Origin of the sequence: Streptomyces sp. NBC_00289, from assembly GCF_041435115.1 — a bacterium.
Classification (GTDB): domain Bacteria; phylum Actinomycetota; class Actinomycetes; order Streptomycetales; family Streptomycetaceae; genus Streptomyces.
Genome location: NZ_CP108047.1, coordinates 48,683 through 65,581, shown reverse-complemented (window position 1 = coordinate 65,581; position 16,899 = coordinate 48,683). Strand labels below are relative to the sequence as shown.

Genomic DNA, 16,899 nt, shown 5'->3' with positions numbered 1-16,899 from the left:
TGGTCAGTGAGGTGTAGGTGTTCCTGTGGGCTGATTTTGTGTGGGCAAACGTTTCGGGGCTTGAGGCTGGCTATCCGCTGGGCTGTTACGGCAGAATGCGGGCATGTATTTACGGAAGATCCAGCGACGGAACAAGGACGGGTCGGTGGTGCGCTACCTGCAGCTCGCGCACAACCGGCGCAAGGGCGGCACGACCGTGGCGGAGGTGGTGGCCAACCTCGGTCGTGAGGACCGTCTCGACGTCGAGGGACTGCGCCGCCTGGTCGCGTCGATCAACCGCTATCTGGGCGACGAGGACGACGTGGTCGTGCCGTTGGCCGCCGATGCGGCCGCGGGTCCGCTGAGTGTGGAGTCCTCCCGGCCGATCGGGGCGACGTGGCTGCTGGACGGGCTGTGGAAGCGCCTGGACATCGCCGCGGCGATCCGCGCGATCGCCGGCGAGCGGGAGTTCCGTACCGACATGGAGCGCGCGCTGTTCGCCCTGGTCGCGAACCGGGCCATCGCCCCCGGCTCGAAGCTCGCCGCCGGCGAGTGGGTCACCTGCGACGTGGTGATTCCCGGGCTCGCGGCGCTGGACGGCAACAACCAGGCCCTGCGCGCGATGGACTTGCTCGCCGGCGCGGACATGCGGGCCCAGGTCCAGGAGGCGGTGTTCTTCGCGGCCGCGAACCTGCTCAACCTGGAGGTCGACCTGGTCTTCTTCGACACCACCAGCACGTACTTCGAGCGCGACGAAGCGGACGACCCGGACGGCGAGGGCTCCAGACTGCGGCAGTACGGGCATTCCAAGGACCACCGCAAGGACCTGCCGCAGATCGTCATCGGCCTCGCGGTCACCCGCGAGGGCATCCCGGTGCGCTGCTGGACCTGGCCCGGCGGCACCAACGACCAGACCGTCATCACCGAGGTCAAGGACGGCCTGCGGGACTGGCGGCTCGGCCGTGTGGTCACCGTGTGCGACACCGGGTTCTCCTCCGAAGCCAACCAGACCTACCTCAAGCGCGCCGGCGGCCACTACATCACCGGCGCCAAGATGCGCGCCGGCTCCCGCCTCGCGGACCAGGCCCTCGCCCGGCAGGGCCGCTACCAGCAGGTCCGCGACAACCTGCGCGTGAAGGAAGTCCGCCTCGACGGCGACGACGGCCGCCGCTGGATCATCTGCCACAACCCGGTGGAGGCGATGCGCGACGCCGCACGACGCGATGACCAGCTCACCGCCGTTCGCCAGGAGCTGGCCCGCATCAAGACCGCGCGGGAGGCCGACGCCAAGAAGGCGAAGGCCAAGACGGCCAAGACCGGAAAGCGCCCCACGGCCCCCTCCGACGCGGTGCATCGCAAGGCCGAGTGCGCGCTGCGCGACCACCCCACGCTCGGGCGCTGGGCCAAGCAGCACCCGGCCACCGGGCGGCTGTCCGTCGACGCCGCCAAGGTCGCCGCCGAAGCCCGCCTGGACGGCAAGTACCTGCTCGCCACCTCCGATCCCGACCTGTCCGCCGAGGACGTCGCGCTCGGCTACAAGAACCTCCTGGAAGCCGAACGCGCCTTCCGCACCATGAAGACCACGCTCGACCTGCGGCCGGTCTACCACCGCCTCGACGAGCGGATACACACCCATGTGCTGCTGTGCTGGCTCGCCCTGCTGCTGATCCGCGTCGCCGAACGCGCCACCGGCCACACCTGGCCCCGCATCAACACCGAACTCGGCCGGATCCACCAGGTCACCCTCACCGGCCCTGCCGGCACCCTCCGGCAGACCACCCGCCTGACCGACACCCAGACCAAACTCTTCAAGGACTGCGCCGTCTCGCGACCGCCAAAGATGAGCGGCCTCACCACCCCCGAATAGCCCCTCACCAGCGAAAACAGGCTCCGGCACCGTGGGCACACGGCACCGGGGCCTCGTCATGCCCATAACCCCAGGTCAGCCCCCGGATTCAGCACTCCCACATGCCCACCGACTGATGAACCCGGGCTTCCGGACGGCAAGAGCGCCGAACAGGTGGAAGCAGCCATGCGGAAGGCCATCACCGCACTGCCGACGTCACTGGCCCGGACGATCACCTGGGACCAAGGCGCCGAGATGTCCAGACACGCTGAGTTCACCATGGCCACCGGGATCCCGGTCTACTTCTGCGATCCCCACTCACCCTGGCAACGCGGCAGCAACGAGAACACCAACGGACTGCTCAGGCAGTACCTGCCCAAGGGACGTGACCTGAGCGTCGTCAGCCGAGACGACCTCACTGCCATCCAGGACAGCCTCAACAGCCGCCCCCGCAAAACACTCGGCTATCTGACACCATCAGAGAAGTTCACAGAACTCCTTGCGGCCACCGGTTGAATCCGCCAAGCCTTACTCTCGACGGAGTTTTTTTTGAGGCCGTCGGTCCCAGAGCAGGTCAACTCGACCCGGGCTTACACAACTTCACATGATACGAGGCAGTTCGCTCATCTCAAATTGATCAACGTTGCCTGTTCAGAGGACCCCACGAGCACACAAACACCACGCGTGCCGAGCGCGGCCTACTGCTACTCGGGGTGATCAAGAAAGCGCATCGCCTGCTCGGCGGCCGATGGTCCACAGGTCTCCGGGGGCGCGGACGAACGCACGGTGCGTGAGCATGGTCCGCCTCAGCAGTGCGGCGGAAGCCGTGTGGTCATTCCGGGCGAGCGCATCGCGCAGCTCGCCGGGGGTCAGGGACCGGCCGCAGCGCGCGAGGTATCGGGCGGCCAGCTGCTCAGTCGTCGGGTAGACCGGGGGATTCACCACCACGAGGGATTCGCTGATCATCCGGTGTTCGGTCACCGCTCCAGTGACCAGTTCCAGCAGAGGGGCAGTCGCCTTCCCTGCCCGGGTGAGGCGCTGCCGCCAGTCGTCACGTGACAGGTAGCCGTTGCGGTGGCACCACCACAACAGGCCGCTCGCGGCGGCCGCGGCCAGCACCGGATTGCGCGCGGCGAGGACGCCCATGCGGTGAGCGCCGGCGCCGAACAGCCGCAGGGCCAGCTCGATGAATACCACCGCGTTCGAGGCGGTGGCCTCCAGGCCGGCCAGGCGCAGCAGGTTCTGCGCGAGAGGGATCCATTCCACGACCCCGAGCCCGAAGCGGAAGAAGACGCTGTCCTTGCTGATGATGATGCAGGGGGCGAGGAACTCCGCGAGGGCCATCGTGGGCGCATCGTCCGGGTCGCCCCGGTGCCGGCGCGGCATTTCCGGGTCGACTCTCAGGATGTGTCGTGTCTGCGGGGCCAGGTGGTCACGGATCTCCAGGTCGACCACCCGCAGGACGGGCAGAACCCGCCGGTCGAGTGCGCGACGCGCCAGCCGTTCCGACACTTCATGCTTTTCGGCCAGCCTCGGCAGGTGTCTGTCGATCTCACCAAGGACGTGCGCGGCGATGTACGGGGTGGCGCGGCCGGTCGCTGCGAGACCGGCGAACCTGCCGGGCTTGCCGGCGTGCTTGGCCAGGGAGCAGGCCTCGACCATCACTGCATTGGTGTCGAGGATGGGCAGCAGCATCGGCCGGTGCAGCAGCATCGGGTTGATCGCCTCGCCGGAGGGGACCAACAAGGGCGGCGCCGCAGCGGCGCGATCCAGCGTCATGGAGCAAGTGTCGTCACTCACCCAGCTGTCTGCGCACGATTTCATGGAGGCGGGCATCGGGAAGGGTGCAGAGTTCAAGGGCTGCCCGATTGGGTGACGCCCTGCGCGAGTTGACCAACGACGTCGAACACGGTCTGACCGAACGCGGTTGGGGCGATCAGCACGCCGAAAGCCAACACGATCACGACGGTCATCTTCTCGTCGCTGCGGCTTCGGGCCTCAGTACGCCGCCGCAGCCGCATGACGATGATGACCGCCAGCAGCACCGCAACATTCATCTCCAGAACCACCGGCCAACCCTCCCCGTCACATGAGCACCTCAGCCCACCAGTAGCCGGAACCACCCCATGCCGTGGGCCAATCACCACGCGTTGGCGGCGAAGCGTTTCTGCCCGACCGAATCCCCCGTCTTGACCAGCCCCCACAGCCGCGCACCGCGCCTCGCCGGGCGCTTCCTCCGGATGGTCCTTTCAAGTGCCACGAGCCAGGATCGATACCAAGCCCGGTGACCTCTTCATGAAGCTGATCCGGCCCGAACTGCATCGCTGTGTTCATCGAGTGCCTCACCGAGAACCGAACCGCGCCGCTCGTCCCTAAGTGCGAGCTGGCCGAGGGCGCCGTCCTCGACGCGGGCGCCGAGAAGGTCCTCGGCGAGACCTTCGAGGTCATCTCTGAGGCCACCGACCTGGTGGCGGTCCGCACCGCCCTCTGGGCCGCCGGCATCGACTACGACTCCGCCGACGCCATCTTCGTCCCGAGCATGCAGGTCGAACTCGACGGGGGCAGCACCCGCGGAGGTCATCGAGGGCTCCTACCTGCAAAGAAGGCGGTTCGCGGTATCGACCTGGTGGAGACGGGGGAGAAGTTCGGCCTCATGCCGACGCGTATGGAACCGACGACAAGTTGGTGATAAGGATCACGGCAATGGCGCGCCTACTTCGGCGGGGCTACCGGCAACGCCCGAAGGTGACGCGGCTTTGACCTGCACGGACGGCGCCGGGTGGAACGGGGGGCAGAGCTCAACAACCACGCTAGCTGAACGTCGGAAATCTGTTCCCTCCGCTCATGGTCCGCGGGCCGTCGGCAGCGTTGGACAGGGGGTGACATCAGCAGTGTTGTCAACACCGCTTAGTAGGGTTGTCGACTACCGAAAGCCCTTCGGCATGACGAAGGGAGACCCCTTCGCGGTCCTTGCTTGGCGGCTGGCCGCTCGGAGGTCTCCCTCTCGTTACGTCGAGGTGGTCCGTCCTGCTGTAAGGAGAACTGACCGCGTGACGCCCATCGAAGGTACCTCAAGCGCGCTCCCACACCCCAGCTCTACCTCCCTGACATGGGCGATCGTCCTGACCGGGTTGATCTCCATCGTCGCGGTGGTGGTGCTGTCACTGATCCACAGGGCCGATGCCGCGGCTACCGTGGGCGCGCTCGGGACCACCACGGTCACCGCGCTCGGCGGCGCACAGATCAGTGCACGCAACCGGCAATAGTCGCGTTGCACGCCGTGCCACCGGATCATGATCCGCGAGGTATCGGGCGGCCAGCTGCTCAGTCGTCGGGTAGACCGGGGGATTCACCACCACGAGGGAGTCGCTGATCTTCCGATGTTCGGTTACCGCTCCATTGACCAGTTCAAGCAGCCGGGCAGTCGCCTCCCCCGCCCGAGTGAGGCGCTGACGCCAGTCGTCACGTGACAGGTAGCCGTTGCGGGCACGAAGGAGGTGGGCGCGGTCGTTCGGGATCGGGAACGGCTCAGCCGCTGCATGGTCATCCATGGAGTCCCGTAGTTGCGCTATGCCGCACGCAGTGGGTTTTCCCCGGCGCCCGGCGGTGTCGGAACCGGCTATGGGGTTGGTTCGTTGTCCGCGGACAACGAACCAACCCACGGGTGGTGTGGTTATACGGCTTCTTGCGCTTGCTTAGGACGGCGCTGGAGATGGCGCCCGACTCGGTCCAGTCGTTCCAAGATCTGCTTCAGGTGCGACTCGGCGAGTTCAGGGTTTGCTTTGGAGGCTCGCCGGTAGGTCTCTTCGAGGCCGGTCATGTCGTTGGCGAACTTGACTGCCTTGCGTCGGAAGTCTTCCAGCTGTTCGAGAGGGTCGTCGTCAGGGATGGCCGACTCTTCTGCGGATGCTGGTTTGTTGTCCGCGGACAACCAGTCACTCGTCTCAGGCTCTCCAAGACCTCCCGCCGGATTCACGATATCCACCGGTGCGCTGGGTGAAGGGATCGCGGGGGCTTCGATCGCCGCCTGCTCAGAAGGTTCGTTTACGGCGGCGAGAGCGGCAGCAGCTTTCGCCTTCTTGTCCTTCTCAGCCTGCTTGGTCTGCTCCAGGTGGTTGAGGAGACCCTCAACGTCGAGTTCTTCGTTCTCTTTGGCGTGCCGGGCCATCACACGGCCATCGCGCTCAGGCAGCGTGCCTTCGCTGAGACGGGCCTGCAGTTCCTCGGGGAGGGCAAGGAGGATCAGCTGATTGGTGATCCAGGACTTGTCACGCCCGAGCTGCTCGGCAGCTCGGGTCTGAGCTCCGCGCGGTCCGGCTTCCTCTGCGCACGCATCGACCAGTGACTTGACGCCGTGGGCGCGCTCTATGACGTCGAAATCATCACGCGAGAGGTTCTCCCGCAGGAGATGGTTGATGAACGTCTCGCGTGTGGCGGCGAGGTCGTCGCGGATGACGAAGTCGAGATGGGTGAGGGAGACGTGGCGGGCGCTACGGACGCGGCGTTCGCCATTGATGAGGACGTGCTGCGCCGCCTCATCGAGGTGCTCGGCGTGGTCGGGCCACAGGGCCAGGTAAGCCGAGCGGGTGACGGCTACGCACGCGTGGAGTTGGGCTACGCGGAGCTCTTCGCCGAATCGGGCGATGTCTTCGTCGGTGCCGAACCGTCGCCGGGGGTTGAGCGGGGTCGTGGCGACCTCGTCCAGGGGGAGGCGCACGAGTGTGTAGGGCGGGATGTCGCCCTGTGCTAGTGCCTTGGCCCGCCCGCGGTCGCTGCGGCGGTCTCGACTGGTGCGGCTGAAGGATGCGCCCTTGCCGAGTTCTGCTTCCTTGTTCATCAGCTGATCTCCCGGGCCAGGTTGCGCATCGCCTCGGCCTGCTCTCCGTAGGGGGCGTGTACGAGAAGGGGTTTCTTGACGCGCACGGCTTCGCGCTGGTCCTTCAGCTCGGGGATGATGGCGAGGACACGCGGTTCGCCGATCTCTCGCCAGCTGTCGAGGGACGACGTGGCGACGTATCCCTTGCGGCTGTCGTACATGTTGACCACGAAGCCGAGGCTGGGGATGTCGATGTCGAGGTCGTCGGCGAGGTCTTGGATCTGCTCGTCAAGCATGTCGTAGGCGTCCGCGGAGGAGTCTTCCGCCAGGACGACGATGACGATGCCGGAGGAGTCAGGTTCTTCACCCGCACGGAGCCGCCCGTAGTACAGAGCGGTGTCCATCGCGTAGCCCAGGCTGGGAGGGCAGTCGACGACTACGTAGTCGACGTCTTCCTCAAGCGGTTCGAGGGCTTTCTCCAAGGCGGTCTCGCGGATGCGGACATGGCGGCTGGTCGCGAGCCGGGCGTCGAGGAGGAAGGCGTCCTTGCATCCAGGGAGGAGCCAGAGACGGTCCTCGAAGTCTCCGCCCTTTATGGGGACAAGGAGGGTGCGGATGTCTTCCTTCGTCTCGCCCAGCATCAGCTTGGCCAGGCTCGGCTCCTCAATGTCGAGCAGTTCGTGGCCGAGTTGACGGGTCAGGTGGCATTGCGGGTCGAAGTCGATGAGGACGACCTTGTTGCCGGTCTCGGCGAGAGCCGTGGCGATGCCGGCCGCCACGCTGGTCTTGCCGACGCCGCCCTTCTGGTTGCCGATGATCAGCCGACGGGTGCCGCTGATGCTGGGGGCCTCGCGCCGCGGCGACGGGGTGGCGTCGAGCCATCCGCGGATGGCTTGGGCCATGCCCTGGTTGTAGGTGAGGTTTCGGGCTTTGCAGGTGACCTTGAGCTCCCCGTACAGGCCCGTGGGCAGGTAGGTGGAGAAGCTGGAGCCGCCGACGGTGTCAACGGTGGGGTGTTTGTCCGTTTTCTGCCATGCCTTGACGCCAGCGGTGACGGCGTTCTGGATGTCCACGCCGACCTCGGCGGCGCGGATCTTGAGTTCGCGGCGTAGCTGCACGGGCAGCTTCGCAACTACCTTTTCCCGTTCGTTCGGGTCGTACGGAGCAGTCATGGGGCTACCTTACTCACCATCACGTATTGCCTTGTGCACCCCTTGCCATGCTTCATGTGGATGTGCTCTTCCGCGATAACAGCTGGGCGCCCAGAGCCGATAGTGAAGTTCGTTGTCCGCGGACAACGAACTTCATGCAGGCCTCGAACCCCGCCTCCCCCTGCCCGCACCGGACTTGGCGCACAACGGATGTACGTCACTCTGCGACCGTGAGGGTGGGAGACCGGACAAGGAGGACAGGGTGCGGCTGGGGCGGAACCTGAGGGAATGGAAGCCAAGGCTTCCTGAATACGATCTGACGCCCGAGATTGAAGCAGCTCAGGAAGAGCTGGAGACCGCGCACTACGGCGAGGCGTTACGGTGCGCCTTCACTCTCTGCTCGGACCCGCGGGCAGACATCTTCGACATCGCCGAGCGGTCCTTCTCTCGCATCCGGGCCGGCTGGATGCGGTACGAGAACGATCCTCGCGGGCATCTCTTCCGCCTCGTGGAAGTCTTCTCGGTGCACGCTCTGCGCAGGGTGCCGAGCCGGTGGGAGCCAGCCTCCTGGTCCACGGCCGACTACGTCAGGCTCTTCGGCGACGTGGCCGGGCCGGAAGCGCTAGCCGCGCTGAGGGCCATCGCGGCTATCGACAAAGCGGGCCAGGCCAAGGCCCTCCGTGAAGGCACCCTTCGCGTCAACGAAGCCCTTCACGTCTACGAAGCCCGCCGCGTCTTCGGCTGGACCGTACACGAGACCTCCAAGCGCATGGACGTCAACAAGAACTCCGTCGGACCGATGACCTCTCGCATCGAGCAGAGGATCGACCGGACGGTGGGTGCCTCATCGGAGGCCGCCCAAGCCCTGTTCGACAGCTATATGCAGAAGGGAGGGGATTTCTGAATGGAAGTCGAAGCGATCCCGCACGACCGGATCAGGAAGCGGGCCCAGCTGATAATGCAACATCAGCGCCGCCGGGACGCCAGGTACACCGTCGTGCTCACCTGGACGTCTCTTACCGTGACGGCGGTGATCGGATGCATTGGCCTGCTTCTCACAACCGATGTTCTGCACCCAGAAGCCGGATCTGTGCTTCTGGCGCTGACCGGCGCGGTACCAGGCGCTGTCACTGCATGGCTGCGCACCCTGCTCCGTACAACCGACTGATCCCGTGGCACAAGCGCCTGAGGCGCTAGGAGTTGAATAGCAACGGGCCCCACACCGGTAGGCGTCGAATACCCCGGCGGAAGGGCCCGTTCCGGCAGCATCCACCACAGCAGAGCAGAGGACATGCCGTGTTCCAGCTAATCACACGGAAGGCCCGCGCGAGCAGGTCAGCGGCCAAGAAATCCCAGCCCATCGACTATCACCCCCCGCGGCACTGGCTGCCCGACCCGGTAGCCCCGACAGGTGCCACCTTCTACGCCTTCGCAGGTGCGGCCCTGTGGGAGGCCGTTGACCTGAGCGTCCACTACGCCATGGAAGAGGGCATCCCTGCTCTCGTGAATGCCAGTGAGACGGTCACCCACTTCGTGACCACTCTGCTCGGGTAGTACGCCGTTTGTTGTCCGCGGACAACAAACGGGCTGTGTGTGATCAGCAAAGGTCCCTCGTCGCCGGACCAGGTCCGGTCGGCGAAGGGCTGTAACGCAAAAGAGGCCCGTACCCTGCGACGTTCGCAGGGCACGGGCCTCAGTGGTGCTGCCATGTGGTCAGGCCGCCCACGCCGGGGCTCACCCGGCGGGGCCGGTCATGCCGCTCACCGCCGGGGCGCTGTTTCGGTTGCGGAGTGGGTGTAGCGGATGGGCTTGCCGAGGTTACGGGCGTAGTCGATCTCGCGGCGGGTGCTGTCGCCGATGTAGCCGTCTGGGTTGACCACCAGGACTTCGTCGGCGAGGTCGATCTTCCGCAGGTGCAGGTCGTCCAGGATTTGCTTGAGGCGGTCGGCCTGGGCGGCAGTGGCCCACAGTGGGTGTAGCTGCTTCATGTTGCAGCCGGGCGCCAGGACGATGCGGCCGGCTGCGGTCTCGTACAGATTGGCTTCGGCGAGCTGCTCCCAGTACCTGGTCGACCCGCACAGCACGACGATCGGTGGGCGGGAGGGGATGCGGGAGTTCATGAGGGCCCTTTCGTATGGGGTGGCAATGCTCAGGGGCGGCCAGAGGCAAGGCTGGCCGTCCCCGTGGTCGTCAGACGGTTTCGTGGCAGTCGGGCTGGCCCGGTGTCGCGCTGAAGGAGCTCATGCGGCGGACTTCGCCTGGGTGGAACGGGCGACGCGGGTGGCGTGGGGCTGCCGGCGCTGGTCGCGGTGGGCGATCACGCTGACCCAGCGGGTGCCGAGGCGGCCTGCCAGCCGCCGGCGGAGGTGGGCGCGCTGGCGGGTGGTGGTGCCCGCCCATACCCCGACACGGGTCTCGGACGGGTGGGCCAGCGCCCATTTCAGGCAGCTCGCCGCGATCGGGCAGCCGGCGCACAGTCGCTTGGCCTGCTCGGTGTCGGCCTGGGCTGTCGGCGTGGTGAGCCGGTCGTGGGAGAACAGGTGAGGGCTGCGCCGGCATGCGGTCGGGGAGGAGAAGACAGGGAAGGGGATCTTGTCGGCGTCCTGGTAGACAGCCGGGGGCCGGTTCATGAGTGAGTCCTCCATGCGGAACAGTCAGTTGGGGGTGGGGTCAGGCGTGGGCGGAGGTGTCGTCGCGCCGGCGCTTGGGCTGGACGTCGGAGGCGAACCGTCCAAGGCGGGCCTCACTGGGATGCGCGCTGAGCCAGTCCTCGGCGCACGTCTTGTGCACGGGTTCGCCGTGGTGGGAGCGCATCGGTGTCGGCTGCGTGCACAGCACGCACGGCAGGTCCTGCCAGCGGTCGAAGTGCCTGCTGTCAAGCCAGTCCAGAAGGGCGCCCGGGGCCGGGATGAGGCCGGGTTCGAACAGCGGCTTCCGGCGACGGCCATCGCGTGGCGTCGGCTCCGGTGCGGGCTGCGCGCTCATGCGACGGGCAGGTGGGTGCCGGTGCGGCCGGTGCGGCGGCCGTTGACCGTGTCGGCGTAGGCGTCCTCGCGGGTCGCCAGATAGGGGAAGGTCTGCGCCCCCGTCTTGACCTTGTACATGGCCGTGTCGGCGCCGCGCACAATGCGGCTCGCGTCCTCGCCGGGCAGATCCGCGACGCGGGCGATCCCGACCGACATGCCCACGTGCAGGGTGCGCCCGTCGTGGGTGAGGGGTTGCTGCAGCTGCTCGCGCAGCGCGGTGATGTCTGCGAGCGCGGACGCGTTCGGCAGGACCGCGGTGACGGCGAATTCGTCCCCGCCCAGCCGGGCCGCGATCGCCTGGCGGCCCGACGTCCAGCGGGCCAGGCGCTGGCCTATATGGCGGATGACGGCGTCGCCGGCGGCGTGCCCGAAGGTGTCGTTGACCGTCTTGAAGCCGACGGCGTCGAGCACCAGGACGTGCGCGGCGTCCCGGCGTTCGGTGTCCAGGAGGCGTTCGGTGAAGGCCAGGAGATCGGGCCGGCCCGGCAGGCCGGACAGCGGATCCTTCCGGGCAGCGTCCAGCTGACGGCGCACGCGGACGTCGTCGGCGAGGGCGGCAAGGGCGAGCGGTACGGCGGCCGCGGCGATGACGAGTGTGCGGGACGGCTGACGTAATGCGGTGGGGGCGGGCATGATGGCTCCTGTTCTCGCCCTTCGGGGCGGGGGTATGAGAAAGGCGCACCCGGTGCTTGCAGGCCAGGGGTGCGCCTTTCGCTTTGATCATTCGGTTCCGGCGTGAGCGCAGGTCAGGCATGCTGGAGGGGCTTGCATCCTGTGACGGAGATGAAAGCGCCCGGGGCGGTCGCCTTGCCGATGCTGCGGCCGTCCCGGGTCCCACTACCGCCAGGAGCCGGGCGAGCCGATGTGGCCGATGTAGGGGACCGTTTTCACGCTGGCGCAGTCGAGCGGGTCCCGGTCGTCGTGCGGCGAGCGGCCGACGGTGGGCCGCAACTCCGTCAGGATGTCGATGAGGACGTCCTCGGAGTCGAGGCCGATGTCGACGTAACCGCAGCCGCACGTGCACGGCACGATCAGCGTGAGGACGTCGCTCGCACCGTCGGCCTCGGTGACGCGCAGGGTGTGGTGCAGCCACAGTCCGCCATCCAGCCACGCCACCGCCGACGCCTCCCACCGCCGGCCGCCGGCCTCACGGACAGCCGGATATCCCTGCCACGCCACCGCATCGACAGCCCCGGCGAGGGAGTAGGCGTAGGCCTGGTAGACGTGATGCGCCGCGGCGGTCTCGGCGTCGTCGCGCTGCTCCTGGTCGGAGGGGGCGCCGCTCGCCTGGTCGGCGAGGTCCAGCAGATAGGCGAGCGGGGAGTCCGCGCCGAACGCGCGGGCCGGGCTGTGCAGGGTCTCGGTCATGCGGTTCTCCCAGTCAGTTCGTGGTGCCGGGCCGGGCTGTCCGGTCCACCACCCGGCCCCGCCCACACCAGTGACAGCACTGGAGAGAGCGGGGCGGGACGGAGGACCCTCAGACCAGGGCACTGGCGCCGGCCAGCAGGAGCAGGGCCAGGGCGGCGAGACTCAGGTCGACCGCACGCCGCAACTGCCGGTACTTGCCGACCGCGATCCGCGACAACACCCGGATACGGGCGGCCCGACTGTCGCCCTGCATGCAGGCGACGATCTCGTGGTCGTCGTACAGGCCGGCCCAGTACGGAAAAGACGCGCGGTCATCGCCGCCCAGGCGGGGCCGCACCACCAGGAGCAGCAGCACAGCGGCCGCGGCCAGAGCCAGGACAGCGGCCTCACCTAAAGCCCGGGTGAGCAGCGGCAGGTCCGCGTCGGCGACGGACGCGAGGCCGGCCAAGACGGCGCCGTTGAAGGCCAGCAGCAGGGATGCCTTGCCGTCGGTTCGGGCGATCTCGCCCGCCACCGTGGCGCATGCGGCGTCCAGGTTCCGGTCCGCGTCGACGGCTGCGGTGCTGGGGACCGCCGTGGCGGTGGGCGTGGCTGGGGTGCGGGAGGACCAGGCAAGAGTCATGGGTGAGTACTCCTTCGGCCGGCTTGCTCAGGCGGCGAGGTGATGGGTGGTGTCAGGGGGGAGGGTGTAGGTCCCAGGGGTGGCGGGGGTTCCGTCGTGGCATTCCAGGCACATGCCGAGGGTGCGCAAGGGCAAGCACGCGTCAAAACGTCGGCGGCACCGGGGACAGGTCTGCCTCGCTGCCATCGCGCGATCGAGCGCGGCTTCCTTGGCCAGCGTCATCGGCCGTACCGGCTTCGCCAGGTCGATCCGGTACAACCACGCGAAGCGCTTCCCGCCGCGGCATTCGATCCGCGCGATCGGCTCCTGGCCGCCGGGGCGCAGTCCCATCTCCCGCAGCTGGCGGCGGGTCGCGAGGTTCGCGTGCCCGGCCTGCCTCCACCGGAAGACCGGTAGGGAGCCGTCGCCGGGGTCGTACGGGTCGACGTCGACCAGGTCCTCGGTCTGGTCGGCCATCACCTGCTCCAAGTGCCAGGGAGCCGGCCGGGGCGGTGCGGGTAGCGGGGGCCGGGACGCTGCGGGCGGGGCCGGCCGATCCGGCGGCGGGGTCGGGGGGTGAGCACGAGCGATTCCTCCAGCAAGGTCTGGGCACAGATGAGGGCGCCCCGCCGGCGATGTGGCATTCCGGCGGGGCGTGATGAGCGGCAGTTGAAGCAGCCAGAGCGCCCGAAGGCGGCGCTGGCCTGCTTGGAGGCGCAAACGCTGATGGCCCGCACCTTGGGTGCGAGCCATCAGCGGGAGAAGAGCGTGCGTCAAAGATCGGAAGGGAGGCTCTCTCCAGTCTCTGCGTCGTACGCAATCCCGGTCGGGGACAGGCGGATCGACCGGGAAGTTCCCCGAGTGCCTTCCTTCCAGGTTCGTCCGCCGACCGCTATCCGAACCGTCACATCGGCCAGAGGATCCTCCACCGGCAGCTCGATCTCGGGGTCCTTAGGGAACCATCCGTTCTCCCGGACACTGCTGGCAGTCTTGTCGGACGCATCAAGGCGCAGATACCGAGCGTTCCGATCGAAATACGAACTCAGCTCCAGGATCACGCGATCCCTGTCAGTGCTCCAGTGCGCCACAATCTCGGCCTTGACGCCGTCGATGGTGAGCGCCGCCCCGGACCTGCCCTTGTAGGCGGCCGCTTTCTCCTGCCGTTCCTGGGTGTGCTGTTCATTCTGGGCGTGCTGCCATACGCCCGTGCCAGCGAGGGCCAGGGTTGCGATGACGGCGGCGTAAGGCCAAGTGCGCCGGCGCGACCGTTCCGTCTGCTCGCCGCCGAGTGCCGGTGCGGGTGTGGGCGGCTGGGGAACGCTGTGCCATGCCGGAGACGTCCGGTCGCCGCTCTTCTCGAACCATTCGGCGTCGTTGCCCATACGGGCGACGGTAGCGCGCAGCTGCACGGCCTGTCCGGGCTCCCCGCGCAGTTCTGCCACCTGCGCTCGGGTCTCCAACCAGGCAAGAGCCTGAGTGGAGTTGAGGCCGTGGGCGTTGATGTCCTCCCGCTCGCACACGGCTGCCAGCTGAGCAGCTTCATCGAACCGGCCCTCCAGCGCAGGCTGCAGGACCCGCTCATGCCGGGCCAGGTCAAATTCGCTGGAGTCGATGACGTTCGGAGGCAGATCCCAGTCCCAATCGCCCTCCCCAACAACGTCGTCTGCAGCAGCGTCGCCGATGTGCGGCTCGACTGGCTGCGGCAGACCTTCGCTCTGGTATTCGTCACCGTCCGCGCCGGGTTCCAGCTCCGTCTGCGCCGCAGCGGTGTCCTGGTCGGCCGCCAGGTCATCGCGCGCCAGAACCTGCTGCGCCATGCGGCGCCGCGATGAGGTGTCGGTCAGTATGGCCTCTTCCTCGCTCAGGACGGTCTGGATGACATCGACGTAGTCGGGGCCGACCTTCCACACCGCCTGGCCCGGGTCCAGGGTCGGGATCTTGTCGATGGCCCAGGCGGGCAGGCCGAGCAGCGCACCGACGATGGCCGCTTCCTCCGGTCCCAGGCGCCCGACGTGGGCGACCTCGCACAGCCGGGCGAGGTCTTGGGCCTTACCGGTGCCGAGGTCGGACAGCGTGTGCATCACCACGTTCAATGACAGCGCGGCCTTGCGGGAGTTCTTCACCAGGCGCTGGATCAGCTCGGCTGTGTCGGAGGACACCAGGATCTGCCACGCCTCCTCAAGGACCAGGTGGCGGTGCACTGCGGTCGACTGAGGCAGCCACACGTGCTCCAGCCAGCACGACACCGCGGCCATCAGTGAGGGAATGGCCGGGCTGTTGCGGTCCAGGCGGGAGAAATCAAAGGAAATGATCGGCAGGTCCGTCGGAGGCAGGCCGGCGTCCTGGCCGTCGAACAGCCCGCGCAGGCTGCCATCGGTGTAACGGGACAGCGCGACGGCGGCGCCCACCCCCCACTCGCTCAGTCTGGCTGCCGGCCACCTGCCGTCTTCAGGCTGGACTAGGGCTTCCATCAGGCCATTCAGTGAGGTGGCCTTGGGGTGGTTCAGGGCGTGCTGGAGAGCGTGCGCCGCCTCGGGGGGGAGGGCGCTCGGCTCGACAGCCGTGATCAGCGAGCGGATGAGATGCTCGCTGACCTCACGCGGGAACAGAGGGCTGCACGGGTTCAGCGTGAAACTCCCGGCCTCGATCACGCGGCCCTTGAGAGAGTGGGTCAGGCGCGCCCACTCCCCCGATCCGTCCTCGCCGAAGCTGTCGATGACGACGGCCTGGTGGCCGTTCTCGATGATCTCGCGGCGGAGCCAGACCTTGTCCGTTGTGGACTTGCCCGAGCCGAGCCCTCCCAACGCGAGGCTGTTGGTTGATGGCAGCACGGCAGCGTCGGTCTGGACGGGGGAGAGGTGAAACGGCCGGCCGTCGAGCAGGGACCGGCCGATGGGGACGCCGGGAAAGCGTGCGCTGGAGGCGACCAGGGGCGCCGTGATCGCGGCGTGGGTGGAGGGCAGGCGGATCATCAGAGGATCGCCCCTTTCCGGGTGGAGGCTCCGTGCGGGGTGGTCATCACGTGGGCGCGGTGCTGCTGGCCGGGCAGCCAGTCGAGACGGATGCGGTGCCGGTCAGCGGCCAGGGATGCCTGCCAGCGGGCGTCGGTGACGGCCTCGGGGCTGTCGCCCCACACGGTCAGGTAGGCGTCGATGTCCACCAGGGAGTCGCCCCGTACGAGAGCTTCCTTGGTGGTGCCGCTGGCGATCTCGTGCGCCTCCGCCTTGATCTTGTCGGTGGTGAAGGCGCCGGCCGCGGCGTCCTTCAACTTCGTGGACCTGCGGGACTGAGCGGCGGTCAGCGGCCGGTACAGCACTGACATCGACCGGTCGCTGTCCTGGCCAAGAAGTAGCTGCTGCATGAGATCACCGCCGGTCTCATCGGGCCAGGCGGTGATCCGGGCGGTGGCCGCGTACCGTCCGTCGTCCAGGCCGACCCAGCCGGCGCCGCGGTCGGTGACGGCGAGGATCGGCTCCGGGTCCACCGGCGTGAGAGCACCCAGCCGGGCGAACTCGCCCTCCAGCGTGGCGAGGATCCGGTCGGGCTGGCCGACCAGCCCCTTGGGGACGTGGACGGACACCGTCTGGGTGTGGTCGGTGCAGTCGCCGACGGCGGCGTGGTGGGTGACGTGGACCTGGATGCCTGCGGCGCGGGCCTGTCCGCCGGCGAACGTGAGCGCGCGGGAGAACGCGTCATGAAACGCGGCCCGGCGCGCGTCGTCCTGCATGGTGCCGTGACCCGGGTAGAGCGTCCATGTCGCCGTCGCCCCGGGCTGCCCGGTCATGGAGGGGGGCACGGTGCGCTCACGCAGGTGCCGATAGCCGACCGTCGCCCACCGGCCGACCGAACGCGGTCCCGGCGCGACGTTGAGCAGCGTCGCGGCCACGCCGACCACGCCGAACGTCCACACCGGTGGCGGGGTGAGCATCGCCGACATCAGCACGGCGCTCCCGACACCCGCGTTCGCCTTCGTGAGCAGGGATTCAACAGGGCTCAGTCCGCGCTGCAGGGCAGGGATGCGGTAACCGGGTGTCAGGGAGTACACGGGATGGAACCTCCTCATGATCTGGGGTCGTGAAAGGCCCCGGCGCCCGCTCTCACCGCCAGTGGGC

At 67.9% G+C, this 16,899-nt stretch carries 18 protein-coding genes and 2 pseudogenes; 7 read left to right on the top strand and 13 right to left on the bottom strand.

Annotated features, from left to right (window positions below; genetic code table 11):
- Window positions 1-103: 103 nt before the first annotated feature.
- Together OG985_RS49105 and OG985_RS49100 are read left to right on the top strand one after the other, a co-directional pair.
- Entirely contained in the window at window positions 104-1,846 is a 1,743-nt protein-coding gene (locus OG985_RS49105) for an IS1634 family transposase (RefSeq protein ID WP_331719078.1), read from the top strand.
- A gap of 126 nt (window positions 1,847-1,972) precedes the next feature.
- Window positions 1,973-2,341: pseudogene (locus tag OG985_RS49100) on the top strand (IS30 family transposase); the annotation flags it as partial.
- Window positions 2,342-2,542: 201 nt separating this feature from the next.
- Here the strand turns inward: OG985_RS49100 and OG985_RS49095 are convergent.
- Window positions 2,543-3,661: a PIN domain-containing protein gene (locus OG985_RS49095; RefSeq protein WP_371674752.1), complete on the bottom strand. Its 1,119-nt coding sequence runs from the start codon at window positions 3,659-3,661 to the stop codon at window positions 2,543-2,545.
- A 17-nt stretch (window positions 3,662-3,678) separates the two neighbouring features.
- On the bottom strand, window positions 3,679-3,894 hold the full coding sequence (locus OG985_RS49090) for a hypothetical protein (protein WP_371674751.1): 216 nt from the start codon (window positions 3,892-3,894) through the stop codon (window positions 3,679-3,681).
- Between the two features lie 296 nt (window positions 3,895-4,190).
- Here OG985_RS49090 and OG985_RS49085 point away from each other — a divergent pair.
- Together OG985_RS49085 and OG985_RS49080 are read left to right on the top strand one after the other, a co-directional pair.
- A pseudogene (locus tag OG985_RS49085) lies at window positions 4,191-4,514 on the top strand (YebC/PmpR family DNA-binding transcriptional regulator); the annotation flags it as partial.
- A 361-nt stretch (window positions 4,515-4,875) separates the two neighbouring features.
- Window positions 4,876-5,091: a hypothetical protein gene (locus OG985_RS49080; protein ID WP_371674750.1), complete on the top strand. Its 216-nt coding sequence runs from the start codon at window positions 4,876-4,878 to the stop codon at window positions 5,089-5,091.
- A gap of 407 nt (window positions 5,092-5,498) precedes the next feature.
- On the opposite strand, the gene OG985_RS49075 is transcribed toward OG985_RS49080, so the two are convergent.
- Both OG985_RS49075 and OG985_RS49070 read right to left on the bottom strand, forming a co-directional pair.
- A complete protein-coding gene (locus OG985_RS49075) occupies window positions 5,499-6,662 on the bottom strand; it encodes a plasmid partitioning protein (RefSeq protein WP_331719074.1) in 1,164 nt (387 codons plus the stop codon).
- A complete protein-coding gene (locus OG985_RS49070) occupies window positions 6,662-7,813 on the bottom strand; it encodes a ParA family protein (RefSeq protein ID WP_331719073.1) in 1,152 nt (383 codons plus the stop codon). The genes OG985_RS49075 and OG985_RS49070 overlap by 1 nt, the downstream gene beginning before the upstream one ends.
- Before the next feature lie 241 nt (window positions 7,814-8,054).
- On the opposite strand from OG985_RS49070, the gene OG985_RS49065 reads away from it, so the two are divergent.
- The 3 genes from OG985_RS49065 to OG985_RS49055 all read left to right on the top strand — a co-directional run bounded on the left by OG985_RS49065 (window position 8,055) and on the right by OG985_RS49055 (window position 9,346).
- Entirely contained in the window at window positions 8,055-8,696 is a 642-nt protein-coding gene (locus tag OG985_RS49065) for a hypothetical protein (RefSeq protein WP_371674749.1), read from the top strand.
- Window positions 8,697-8,960: a hypothetical protein gene (locus OG985_RS49060; protein WP_331719071.1), complete on the top strand. Its 264-nt coding sequence runs from the start codon at window positions 8,697-8,699 to the stop codon at window positions 8,958-8,960.
- Window positions 8,961-9,088: 128 nt separating this feature from the next.
- On the top strand, window positions 9,089-9,346 hold the full coding sequence (locus tag OG985_RS49055) for a hypothetical protein (RefSeq protein WP_331719070.1): 258 nt from the start codon (window positions 9,089-9,091) through the stop codon (window positions 9,344-9,346).
- 206 nt (window positions 9,347-9,552) lie between these two features.
- On the opposite strand, the gene OG985_RS49050 is transcribed toward OG985_RS49055, so the two are convergent.
- From OG985_RS49050 to OG985_RS49010, 9 genes are all read right to left on the bottom strand, one after another.
- Window positions 9,553-9,912, bottom strand: a complete 360-nt coding sequence (locus OG985_RS49050) for a hypothetical protein (protein ID WP_331719069.1) — start codon at window positions 9,910-9,912, stop codon at window positions 9,553-9,555.
- A gap of 120 nt (window positions 9,913-10,032) precedes the next feature.
- Window positions 10,033-10,422, bottom strand: a complete 390-nt coding sequence (locus tag OG985_RS49045; RefSeq protein WP_331719068.1) for a WhiB family transcriptional regulator — start codon at window positions 10,420-10,422, stop codon at window positions 10,033-10,035.
- Window positions 10,423-10,462: 40 nt separating this feature from the next.
- Entirely contained in the window at window positions 10,463-10,777 is a 315-nt protein-coding gene (locus OG985_RS49040; protein WP_331719067.1) for a hypothetical protein, read from the bottom strand.
- Window positions 10,774-11,451 carry a GGDEF domain-containing protein gene (locus OG985_RS49035; protein ID WP_331719066.1) on the bottom strand — a complete coding sequence of 226 codons (678 nt, stop codon included), beginning with the start codon at window positions 11,449-11,451 and terminating at the stop codon, window positions 10,774-10,776. The genes OG985_RS49040 and OG985_RS49035 overlap by 4 nt, the downstream gene beginning before the upstream one ends.
- Before the next feature lie 204 nt (window positions 11,452-11,655).
- On the bottom strand, window positions 11,656-12,186 hold the full coding sequence (locus OG985_RS49030; protein WP_331719065.1) for a hypothetical protein: 531 nt from the start codon (window positions 12,184-12,186) through the stop codon (window positions 11,656-11,658).
- 109 nt (window positions 12,187-12,295) lie between these two features.
- Window positions 12,296-12,808 (bottom strand): Pycsar system effector family protein, encoded by a 513-nt coding sequence (locus OG985_RS49025; RefSeq protein WP_331719064.1) that lies wholly within the window; start codon window positions 12,806-12,808, stop codon window positions 12,296-12,298.
- Between the two features lie 27 nt (window positions 12,809-12,835).
- The gene (locus tag OG985_RS49020) at window positions 12,836-13,264 is read right to left on the bottom strand and encodes an RRQRL motif-containing zinc-binding protein (RefSeq protein ID WP_331719133.1); all 429 of its coding nucleotides are present in this window, start codon (window positions 13,262-13,264) and stop codon (window positions 12,836-12,838) included.
- Window positions 13,265-13,560: 296 nt separating this feature from the next.
- Window positions 13,561-15,759: a hypothetical protein gene (locus OG985_RS49015; protein WP_331719063.1), complete on the bottom strand. Its 2,199-nt coding sequence runs from the start codon at window positions 15,757-15,759 to the stop codon at window positions 13,561-13,563.
- The gene (locus OG985_RS49010; RefSeq protein ID WP_331719062.1) at window positions 15,759-16,832 is read right to left on the bottom strand and encodes a hypothetical protein; all 1,074 of its coding nucleotides are present in this window, start codon (window positions 16,830-16,832) and stop codon (window positions 15,759-15,761) included. Before OG985_RS49010 ends, OG985_RS49015 begins: the two co-directional genes overlap by 1 nt.
- Between the last annotated feature and the right edge of the window lie 67 nt (window positions 16,833-16,899).

What these genes read in the sequence shown, in the direction of transcription:
- OG985_RS49030 (WP_331719065.1), bottom strand. Translation starts at nt 12,186, where the DNA reads ATGACCGAGACCCTGCACAGCCCGGCCCGCGCGTTCGGCGCGGACTCC.
- OG985_RS49075 (WP_331719074.1), bottom strand. Translation starts at nt 6,662, where the DNA reads ATGAACAAGGAAGCAGAACTCGGCAAGGGCGCATCCTTCAGCCGCACC.
- OG985_RS49095 (WP_371674752.1), bottom strand. Translation starts at nt 3,661, where the DNA reads ATGCCCGCCTCCATGAAATCGTGCGCAGACAGCTGGGTGAGTGACGAC.
- OG985_RS49015 (WP_331719063.1), bottom strand. Translation starts at nt 15,759, where the DNA reads ATGATCCGCCTGCCCTCCACCCACGCCGCGATCACGGCGCCCCTGGTC.
- OG985_RS49045 (WP_331719068.1), bottom strand. Translation starts at nt 10,422, where the DNA reads ATGAACCGGCCCCCGGCTGTCTACCAGGACGCCGACAAGATCCCCTTC.
- OG985_RS49025 (WP_331719064.1), bottom strand. Translation starts at nt 12,808, where the DNA reads ATGACTCTTGCCTGGTCCTCCCGCACCCCAGCCACGCCCACCGCCACG.
- OG985_RS49070 (WP_331719073.1), bottom strand. Translation starts at nt 7,813, where the DNA reads ATGACTGCTCCGTACGACCCGAACGAACGGGAAAAGGTAGTTGCGAAG.
- OG985_RS49040 (WP_331719067.1), bottom strand. Translation starts at nt 10,777, where the DNA reads ATGAGCGCGCAGCCCGCACCGGAGCCGACGCCACGCGATGGCCGTCGC.
- OG985_RS49060 (WP_331719071.1), top strand. Translation starts at nt 8,697, where the DNA reads ATGGAAGTCGAAGCGATCCCGCACGACCGGATCAGGAAGCGGGCCCAG.
- OG985_RS49105 (WP_331719078.1), top strand. Translation starts at nt 104, where the DNA reads ATGTATTTACGGAAGATCCAGCGACGGAACAAGGACGGGTCGGTGGTG.
- OG985_RS49050 (WP_331719069.1), bottom strand. Translation starts at nt 9,912, where the DNA reads ATGAACTCCCGCATCCCCTCCCGCCCACCGATCGTCGTGCTGTGCGGG.
- OG985_RS49020 (WP_331719133.1), bottom strand. Translation starts at nt 13,264, where the DNA reads ATGGCCGACCAGACCGAGGACCTGGTCGACGTCGACCCGTACGACCCC.
- OG985_RS49035 (WP_331719066.1), bottom strand. Translation starts at nt 11,451, where the DNA reads ATGCCCGCCCCCACCGCATTACGTCAGCCGTCCCGCACACTCGTCATC.